6 protein-coding genes and 4 pseudogenes are annotated in these 8,952 nt (G+C 59.2%); 2 read left to right on the forward strand and 8 right to left on the reverse strand.

The window, feature by feature from the left end; all coding sequences use genetic code 11:
• Positions 1 to 504 (reverse strand): IS4/Tn5 family transposase DNA-binding protein (locus IAG25_RS40515; protein ID WP_187609826.1); only part of this gene is annotated, 504 nt, incomplete at its 3' end.
• 78 nt (positions 505 to 582) lie between these two features.
• On the opposite strand from IAG25_RS40515, the gene tnpA reads away from it, so the two are divergent.
• Positions 583 to 1,017, forward strand: a complete 435-nt coding sequence (gene tnpA / locus IAG25_RS40520) for an IS66-like element accessory protein TnpA (RefSeq protein ID WP_255504344.1) — start codon at positions 583 to 585, stop codon at positions 1,015 to 1,017.
• Between the two features lie 187 nt (positions 1,018 to 1,204).
• Here the strand turns inward: tnpA and istB are convergent.
• From istB to IAG25_RS42200, 3 genes and pseudogenes are all read right to left on the reverse strand, one after another.
• A pseudogene (istB, locus tag IAG25_RS40525) lies at positions 1,205 to 1,958 on the reverse strand (IS21-like element helper ATPase IstB).
• 11 nt (positions 1,959 to 1,969) lie between these two features.
• A complete protein-coding gene (gene istA / locus IAG25_RS40530) occupies positions 1,970 to 3,208 on the reverse strand; it encodes an IS21 family transposase (RefSeq protein WP_222946871.1) in 1,239 nt (412 codons plus the stop codon).
• Entirely contained in the window at positions 3,118 to 3,489 is a 372-nt protein-coding gene (locus IAG25_RS42200) for a hypothetical protein (protein WP_222946872.1), read from the reverse strand. Before IAG25_RS42200 ends, istA begins: the two co-directional genes overlap by 91 nt.
• 610 nt (positions 3,490 to 4,099) lie before the next feature.
• Between IAG25_RS42200 and IAG25_RS40535 the strand changes: the two genes are divergently transcribed.
• The gene (locus tag IAG25_RS40535) at positions 4,100 to 7,144 is read left to right on the forward strand and encodes a pentapeptide repeat-containing protein (RefSeq protein ID WP_187609827.1); all 3,045 of its coding nucleotides are present in this window, start codon (positions 4,100 to 4,102) and stop codon (positions 7,142 to 7,144) included.
• Between the two features lie 76 nt (positions 7,145 to 7,220).
• On the opposite strand, the pseudogene IAG25_RS40540 reads toward IAG25_RS40535, so the two are convergent.
• The 4 genes and pseudogenes from IAG25_RS40540 to IAG25_RS40555 all read right to left on the reverse strand — a co-directional run.
• A pseudogene (locus IAG25_RS40540) lies at positions 7,221 to 7,448 on the reverse strand (hypothetical protein); the annotation flags it as partial.
• Positions 7,449 to 7,459: 11 nt separating this feature from the next.
• Positions 7,460 to 7,708 (reverse strand): annotated as a pseudogene (locus IAG25_RS40545) (IS66 family transposase); the annotation flags it as partial.
• Between the two features lie 179 nt (positions 7,709 to 7,887).
• Positions 7,888 to 8,547 (reverse strand): annotated as a pseudogene (locus IAG25_RS40550) (IS3 family transposase); the annotation flags it as partial.
• A gap of 105 nt (positions 8,548 to 8,652) precedes the next feature.
• On the reverse strand, positions 8,653 to 8,868 hold the full coding sequence (locus tag IAG25_RS40555) for a hypothetical protein (protein ID WP_187609829.1): 216 nt from the start codon (positions 8,866 to 8,868) through the stop codon (positions 8,653 to 8,655).
• Between the last annotated feature and the right edge of the window lie 84 nt (positions 8,869 to 8,952).

Here is an 8,952-nt window from a genome sequence, read left to right on the forward strand (position 1 = left end):
CCATTTCGCGCTTTCCTTCTCCCGGATCGTGCGCCGCCTGCGCAACTCGCCCTTACCGCGCTCCTCGGGTGTACGCGTCCAGGTCTTCATGCCCAACACACCCAACGGCAACCCTTCCGGGGTTACCGCCAGCATGCTATGCATCATAAAACCGTGAGGATTATGGCCTGCGCAATGGCCTAGACCTTCCGTGGCATGCAGATGCGTAAGATTGAATTCGGTCGTGTCCTGTACAGCCAACACGACCGACGCCTCCCGCATGCGTTCGAGCGTTCGACCAATATGCGATCCGAGCACGCCATCGGGATCTACCTTCGAATTATCAAAAAACCGGTATGCAGCTTTAAGGTCCGCGCCTTTAAGCGACTGGGGAAAAGAACATTGTGGAGCGCCCGACAAGCTACCTGCAAGTGCGATCAAGCGCTGAGTTAGGCGAGCGTCACCCAGTTTCGCCGCGCCGAACTCAACACTTGCCCAGTCATCGGGATCGCTCGCATCAGACAATGTTGAACATCGCCCACAAATGTCGTATGGGCGGAAGTTAACATCACGCGTCGAAGTTTACAAGTCAACCCGCCAAAGATGTGGGTAAAGACCAGACTTCAAGTAGCGGGAACCACTTTGGGATCGGAAGAGAAGCTGGCCTCAGGAACGCGTAGAGGAAGCCCAAACCACAGCCCTGAATTTCGACATCGCCTGGCCGCGGCTGCATGTGAACCAGGCGTCTCTGTTTCGAAACTCTCCCGGGAACCTGGCGTCAACGCGAAAATGTTGTTCAAGTGGCGGCGGCGTTACCGTGCAGAGCAAGCTGCCGGGACGACCGAACTTGTTCCGGTGACGGTCGTGAGCGACGCGCCGGTAGCCATCACGCCTACATCTTCGGTCGAACCGGAGACGGCGAAGCCAACCAGGACCATCGGCACGATTGAAGTTCGAATTGGTCGGGCGGTGATCAAGGTCGATGGTGTGGTTGACGCCGAAACGCTGTGTACGGTGCTCAAGAGTGTGCGATCGTGATCGGCCTGCCAACGGGCACGCGCGTGTGGATCGCGGCGGGCGTAACCGACATGCGTAGCGGCTTTCCTGCTCTTGCCGCGAAGGTGCGTATTCCACGGAAGAAGACCGGCGATTCCACGCGAAGGCGACCACTCATTCCACGCGAAGACGACCAGGTTGCGCGTAGCGACGCGGGCTTGAATTGCTTTTACGCTGACTCCTGTTTGTCGGTCAAACTATTGCGGCGTTTGCGCATCGATTCGCCCGCGAGCGTGAGCCGGTGTGCATTGTGGACCAGCCGGTCGAGGATCGCGTCGGCAAGTGTCCCCAATCGCGGCATGCCAGCTCTCAACGGGAATCTGACTCGTGATGATTGTCGAGCGCAGTCCGTGCCGGTCATCGAGAACTTCAAGCAGATCACTTCGCGCCGCATCGGCCAGCGGCGCCATTGCCAGGTCGTCCATCAGGAGGATATCGGTCTTCGCCCACTGGGCGAGCAGCTTCGCGTAGCCGCCACTGCCATGGGCGATGGCCATCTCCTCGTTGAATTTCGGCATGCGTAGGTAACAAGCCGAGAACTCTTGCCGACAAGCCTGATTGACCAACGCGCATGCAAGCCAACTCTTCCCGAGACCGGTCGGCGCGACGAGAATCAGGTTCTACCGCTCCCGAATCCATTCACCCGTGAGCAGGCGGGCGAGCAACGCACGATCCAGCCCGCGTGCGGTGCGATAGTCAATGTCCTCGGCAACCGCGTCGGGGAAGCGCAGCTTCGCACGGCGTAGTCCGGCGGAGATCAATCGCGACTGGCGCTCGCTGGCTTCGCGCTCGACAAGCAGTCCAAGACGTTCTTCGAAACCAAGCTGGTCAATGCTGCTCTGAGATTGCTGGTCGGCGAGTGCCGCCGCCATACCGAACAGCCGTAGCTCATGGAGTCGCTCGACGGTGGGAAGATGCAACATGCGACCTCCGATCAATGATAGTAGGAAGGCCCACGCACGTTGGCATGCATGAGCGGTAGTTCGGTCTGGGCAGCAGTTGTCTCGGCCTTGCTTTCCAGGCCATTCTTGAGCCTCGAAGCAATGAACCGGTAGCTCGGCGCTTTTAGATCGATGGCACGTTGGCAGGCAGCTTCCAGTCGCGCACGCCCGTAGTCCCTGCCCATGCGCAACACGCCGAGGCAGGCGCGATAGGCTTGCTGCGGATGTTGGCGCCGACCCAGCAAGTGCTCGATGACGGCGGCGGTATGCGGACCGATGTCTGTTGCCAACTTAATCAGCCGTTGCGGGTTCCATTCGGTGGTCGCGGCGCGATGATTTGGTGGCATGTGCGCGCAGATCGTGCTGTGATGGCCCTGGCGGTCGCTGCGTGCGTGCGCGGCAATGCGCTGCCCGCGCAGGAAGATCTCGACAGTCGTGGATGTGTACCGCACCTCGACCTGCTCGCGTGCATGGGTGTATGACACGGAGTAGTAGTGCTCGTCGATCTCGACGTGATAGTCGATGCCCACACGGGCAACTTTCCATTGCGCGTATTGGTAAGGACGCTCCGGCAGCGGCCTGAGCGCTGGACGATCGAGCTCCTCGAACGCACTGCGGCGGCAGCCGGATAACTTCTTGAAGGGTTTGTTGTTCAACGTCACGAGCAACGCGGCGATGGCGCGATTGGCCTCCTCAAGGCTGAACAGCCGTTGATTACGAAGACGCGCGAGAATCCAGCGTTGAGCCTGGAGCACCGCCTGTTCTACTTTCGCCTTGTCGCGGGGCCGGCCCGACCGTGCCGGGATGATGGCCACGGAGTAATGCGTCGCCATCTCGCCGTAGGTTCGATTGACGACTGGATCGTAGAAGCTGGCTTTATGAACGCCCGATTTGAGGTTGTCGGGCACCAGGATCTCCACGCAACCGCCGAAGAACGTCAGCGCACGGACGTGCGAACCGATCCAGTCGGGCAACTGCTGGGTCCATGTCACTTCCGCGTACGTGTAGTTTGAAGCACCGAGGGTGGCGACGAACAGCTCCGCCTCGCGGATCTCGCCGGTATTGGGATTAACGATGCCAAGCTTGTTGCCCGAGTAGTCGATGAACAGCTTCTCGCCCGGCACATGGACTTGCCGAAGCGTCACCGGCAACGCCGCCGCCCAGCGCTCGTAGTGCTTGCAGAACCACTGTAGCCGTAGCCTTCGGGCTCCTGGGCCTTGTACTCGCTCCACAACAGGTCCAACGTAACGTTCTTCTTGCTCAGTTCTCGATGCACTTGCGGCCAGTTCGGCATCGGGCGCGGGCAGCGCGACGGCGGTACGGGCGGAAACAGCAACGTCTCGAGCGCCGCGTCGTCGAGCACCTGCGCACGCTCGAACGTAAGCTCCGCCCGTTTGGCACGTTGGAGGTATTCCCAGACGGCGGTCGCCGACAGGTTCATGGCGCGAGCGACCTCGCGCTTGCTTCGCCCGCAATCGAAATGCAGGCGCATCACTTCCTTGATCTGGCGCATGGATAACCTGTTGTTCGGCACTGGCACCCCCGACAAATCGTCGAGCGTGCCACGGTTATCCGCGTCGTTCCCTCAAGCGCCTACTGGTCTTTTTGCCGTGGAAAGGCTGGTCGCCTTCCCGTGGAATCAGTGGTCGCCTTCACGTGGAATACGCATTTTCGTTTGAGAGGACCGGCGAGGACGCGGTTGCCATAGTTGGCAGTTTCCATCACTGGAGGACAAGTCATCGCCGGCGCGCGCAACACGTCCACGTATGCATTGACCGCTTGATAGGCGGCTGCAAAAGGAAAGCCATGCCGTGCCACGATGGCTCGCCGCACTAGGCATCAACGCCCCGCAATTCAGGGTGGCGTTCGACCCCATCGGCTCGGATTCGGCTGGCCGCGGGTCGGACAGCACGCAAATTAGTGAACTTCAGGCAGATTCGCCAATGCGCGTTAACCCGATCCTAGTTATCATGGAGCGTGTTGACCTACAGCCATCCGGGCAAGCGAATTGTCCTGCACGTTCGATAGTGAAGCCGAATGCAAGGAGAAGGGAACCCCCTTTTCAGCGATCCGTGCATCAATGGCAAGCTAAACAGCGTAAATTGACCAGGACCACCTCCGCTATGCCGGTTGTAACTGCACAAACCTTTGCACGAGCTTTTTTCGGTAAAACTCCAATTGATGGGCAGATGAACCGTTTCGGGGGAGGCTCGCACGAGGCCTTCCGGCTGGGCGTGGACGGCAAAAACGTTCCCACGTTTAGCAGTAAAGCCTTTTGGGGCGCCACCGCCAACACGGAAGAAAGCATGGGGAAACGGGCGGGGGACTTCAATATTTCCCGCTCACGTGGGACAGTGACTGCGGCGATCACCCTGTTGACTGCGTTTATTGGACTGCTCATCGAGCGGGTTTGTAAGTGCATCAGCAGCTACCAGAAAGAAGATGCCGTCACACAAGCGGTGGTGGATCTTCAAAAGGAAATCCTCGAGAAGGCTCACGTGATTGAGGGCCCGGGTACTCATTCTGTTTCAATAGGGCTGAAACACGGCGGTGAGCTGGAGGTTTCCGAGGATACCGGCGCGAACGGCACAGTCCTCACCATTACTGTGAAGACTGGCGAGACGTCGGAGTCCTTTGCCATCGAGGATTGCGACATCGATGCCCTCAAGTCGCTTCTGGAACGGGAAATTGTTATGCACGAGGCAGATGATTACCGGTACGGGGAAGCCATTGACCGCATCCCGCAGGCGAGACGGGATTGGCTCGCAGGACGTAGTGCGCTGCGGGAAGGGGAGGACCTGGGCGGAGTGGACCTGCGCGGAGTGGACCTGCGCGGAGTGGACCTGCGCGAAGCGAACCTGGGCGGAGCGAACCTGAGCGGAGTGGACCTGAGCAGAGTGGACCTATACCGCGCGGACCTGCGCGAGGCGGACCTTAGCGGAGCGAAGCTGCACGGAGCGAAGTTGAGCAAAGCGGACCTGCGCGGAGCGGACCTGCGCGAGGCGGACCTGAGCGGAGCGAAGCTGCACGGAGCGAAGTTGAGCAAAGCGGACCTGCGCGAAGCGGACCTTTACGGAGTGGACCTGAGCGGAGTGGACCTGAGCGGAGCGACCCTGAGCGAGGCGAACCTTCGCGGAGCGGCCCTGCGCGAAGCGAACCTGAGCGGAGTGGACCTGCGTGGATTCGACCTGAGCGGAGTGGACCTGAGCGGAGCGAAGCTGACCGGAGCGAAGCTGAGCGAGGCGAACCTTCGCGGAGCGGCCCTGTGTGAAGCAAACCTGAGCGGAGTGGACCTGCGTGGATTCGACCTGAGCGGAGTGGACCTGAGCGGAGTGGACCTGAGCGGAGTGGACCTGAGCGAAGCGAACCTTCGCGGAGCGAAGCTGCGCAGAGTGGACCTTCGCGGAGCGCAGCTGCGCAGAGTGGACCTGCGTGGAGTGGACCTGTGCGGAGCGAAGCTGCGCGGAGCGAAACTGGACACAGCGAACCTGATCGGAGCGAAACTGCGCGGAGTGGACCTGAGGAGAGCGGACCTGTGCGGCGCGAACCTGACCGGAGCGAACCTGAGCGGAGCAGACCTAAGCGGAGCGGACCTGAGCGGGGTGAACCTGTCCCTGGTAGACATGCGCGCGACGACCTTGGCTCAGACGACATTTTCGCTGGAAACTATCATCCGTCGCGATCTGTTTACCGACGAAATGCTTTCCAAGATTACCTTCTCTGGACTATCAGCGGACTTGCGCCGTCCAGAAGCACGTGATGTTCTTTTTAACCACCGGAACAATCCTCGTTCCGGCAGCATCCTGACTGCCATAGACGCGCGGTTAGGGGGTGATAGAAAGATCCAGTGTATGGAAGTGGCGATAAAGGCGCTAGACGATGTCATGAGCGCAGGTGTCAACGATCCTGATGTTCAAGCTGTGGTCACGGAGTTCCTGCTCGCTCATCCTGAGTATCAGGATAAGAGTGTTTCGATCAACTCCTTTGTTCAGAAGATGCTTCCAAGGCTGTTCTCGAGCTATCAGGATGTTTCATTCCCGGTGGAGAGTTGGCCCCTATCCGCACTGAAGGTCATGCTGGGGCATGCACAGACACAGTTGACACAACCGGAACCCGAGGGCTACGCATGGGCTCGTGAGAACAGCTTCAGTTTGCTGCAGATACTGGATGCGGCGGAACGGCATGAAGAGCTGGGTGAGCGTGCATCGGCGCTGCGCGAGACTTACCTAAGCGTACTTCCTGATAAATTGAAACGGTTTGTGACAATATCCTCTGAGTTAATGTGCGAGCCGGAATCGTCATATTTTCCGTTGCTTGCCAAGGAAATGGAGGTTTGCATCCTGCTGACCAAAGATGGCTTTAAGAACGGTATGCGGGCCCCCGACGAGCCGGGTGAAGAGTTAAGCAATGTATTCGTTGCCGTCGACTGGAGTCGTATGCCTGATGAATCGAGTGGCAAACCTGACGAATTGGTGATGGCAAAAGCGGAGTTCCATCCGCTTTTCAATCAGACGCACCTTGCGCAATTCCGTGTGTTGCATGCCCAAAGCATCTCGCGACTATCGAGTCAGTCGCTGGAGAAGATCGTGAAGGCCGTGATTCCCTCGGAGTATGTCGAAGGTTACATGATTGGGGCCGCCGGTCGCGCGAGCCAGAAGTGGACAACTCCGCAGGCCCAGGTGGATCTGAAGCGGTTCATTCTTCCGCTGGTGGGGCATGATCACGATGATTTCGTCGAGTTCAAGACCTTCTCGAATGCGCGTTTTCAAAAAGGCCTGCTGGAACAGCTTTTTGCGGAGGCCGAGGCAGTACATGGTGCCCTGACCGACGCCGAAAAGGCTTTTTTCCTCAGATCTCATGCAGCCGCATTGTCGTACGCGAGTAGTTCCCTGATGTTTGGTGAGGAATTGGATTCGCCAGAAGGGCTGCGCGTATTGGCGGTCGCAATGCTGAATCATGCCGACGACCTAGATCCTAATGTCAAGGGCTTTTCAAAAGACGAGCTGGTGGATCACAAGGGGCGGCTCCTTGGGGAGAGGAAACTCCTCACGTGCACAAAGCTACTTTCCGGCAAACTGCAAGAAGCGCTACGAGACCAGGCGAAGAATAATATACGCTTGGAGGCAATCTATACCGCAGCCTTACCTGCAAAATGGAGACAATATTGAGGTTCGTCCGGTTGCTGCGGGATCGCTGTCATGGCCGTCAATGAACGCGCAGCGCTGGCGGCATCGTTGTGCGGTTTCAAACTGAAGCGCAACACGGAGTCTCGTGTTTAGAACCGTGAGGTTGGCTCGCTGAGGCAAGCGTCGCAGCGAAGACCTCGAATGGAAATTGGAACGCGTGAGTCGTGCGGGGCAGGCTGTTCAGGCTGTCGCCAATGGCGTCGAAATCTTTCTGACTGTAGAAAGACAGGTCAGTGCCTTTCGGCAAATATTGACGAAGCAATCCGCTGTTGTTTTCGCAATGTCCCACGCACCCCCTTCCTTCGAGGATGTGGCAGACGCGCCTGAACTCGATGCACGAGCACGCGCGCGACGAACATCGGCGACGCCGCTACCCGCTGCCAGATCCTCAAGTTGAGTTTCGAGCCGATCGATATGCCGGTCGAGTTGTTCGGATTTGCGACCGAAGTGCATGCGCCTGAGCTTGTCGATCTGTGCCTTCAGGCGATCGAGCTCCTGGTCTCGCTCAACGATCTCCCGGTCGCGTTCGGCGATCTCCTGACGCATCTTTAGGGGTGCCCCGCTTCCGTGGATGGTTAAGCAGTTGAATTTTGAATGGATTGATTCCCTCCGGTTTGGGCAGTGCCGCGAGTTGTCCACGGCCGGTCGGCGGGTCGCCTATTACGACCACGACGCCGGCCGGCGGTGGACAACTCGCCAGTGATGCCGATTCGGTTTTGTTCCTCGTGAAGTTGCTCGTAGCGCATCGGCGAGCGGTAACCGATGCCGCTATGGCGACGGCTGACGTTGTACCAACCTTCTATCCACGAGAACAGCGCTTGCCGCGCCTGTTCGCGGGTTTGGAAGTGTGTGCGGGCGAGCAGTTCACATTCGAGTGTCGCGAAGAAGGCTTCGCACATGGCGTTGTCGAAGCAATCGGCCACCGTCCCCATCGACAGACGCACGCCAGCCTCACGGCAGCGGCGGCCGAAGGCAATGGACGTGTATTGGCAGCCTTGATCGCTATGGTGAATCACGCCAGCGGGACGTCGTTGCGCGAGAGCCATAGCGAGCGCCCTGAGCATCAGTTCCGTGTACAAGTGATCCGACATCGCCCAACCCACGATCCGGCGGCTGAACACGTCGAGCACCACCGTGAGATACAGGAACCCTTCGGCGGCGGGCACGTAGGTCGCATCCGCCACCCACAGTCGATTGGGCTCGTCGGCGCTGAAGTGTCGTTGCACCAGATCCGGCGCGGGCCGTGCGTTGGGCTGCCGCCGTGTGGTAGAGATCCAGCGTCGCCGGCTTACGCCACACAGGCCGGCCAGACGCATCAGGCGGGCAACGCGTTTGCGTCCAACATGCACGCCTTGCTCGGCAAGTTCGAAATGAATGCGAGGCATGTGTTAGCGCCGGTGTAAATGCGACGTTAAACGACGGCGCAAGGTCAAGCGAGACAGTCAACAACAAAGGGGCCGCGCGGGCCCCTTTGTTGTGTGCGTCGTCGATCAGAACGGCGGGTCACGTTCGTTGAACAGCAGTTCGCGTTGCCGGCGATCCTCGCGCAGAACGTGCTGTATGTCGGGCAGATAGCGCGCGCAAATGAGTTCGCGCAAATCATCGAGTATTTCGAACACGGCGAGCGCCTGTTCGGGCGTCCAATCGTCGGACACCACGAAGCTCAAGCCGCGCGTTCGGCCTGAGGGCAACGGCGGGGCTTTCACGACTCACCTCCTTTCGCAGATTTGCCGGGACCGCGCTGGCGGGCGCGTTTGTCGGCCCGGTCACGCGCTTCCTTGAGACGGTAC

It is taken from the genome of Caballeronia sp. EK (genome assembly GCF_014384845.1).
Lineage (GTDB): Bacteria > Pseudomonadota > Gammaproteobacteria > Burkholderiales > Burkholderiaceae > Caballeronia > Caballeronia jiangsuensis.

Bases quoted from the DNA above. Each gene is read 5' to 3' on its own strand.
- IAG25_RS40535 (WP_187609827.1), top strand. From the start codon at position 4,100: ATGCCGGTTGTAACTGCACAAACCTTTGCACGAGCTTTTTTCGGTAAA.
- tnpA (WP_255504344.1), top strand. From the start codon at position 583: ATGTGGGTAAAGACCAGACTTCAAGTAGCGGGAACCACTTTGGGATCG.
- IAG25_RS42200 (WP_222946872.1), bottom strand. From the start codon at position 3,489: ATGCGCCAGATCAAGGAAGTGATGCGCCTGCATTTCGATTGCGGGCGA.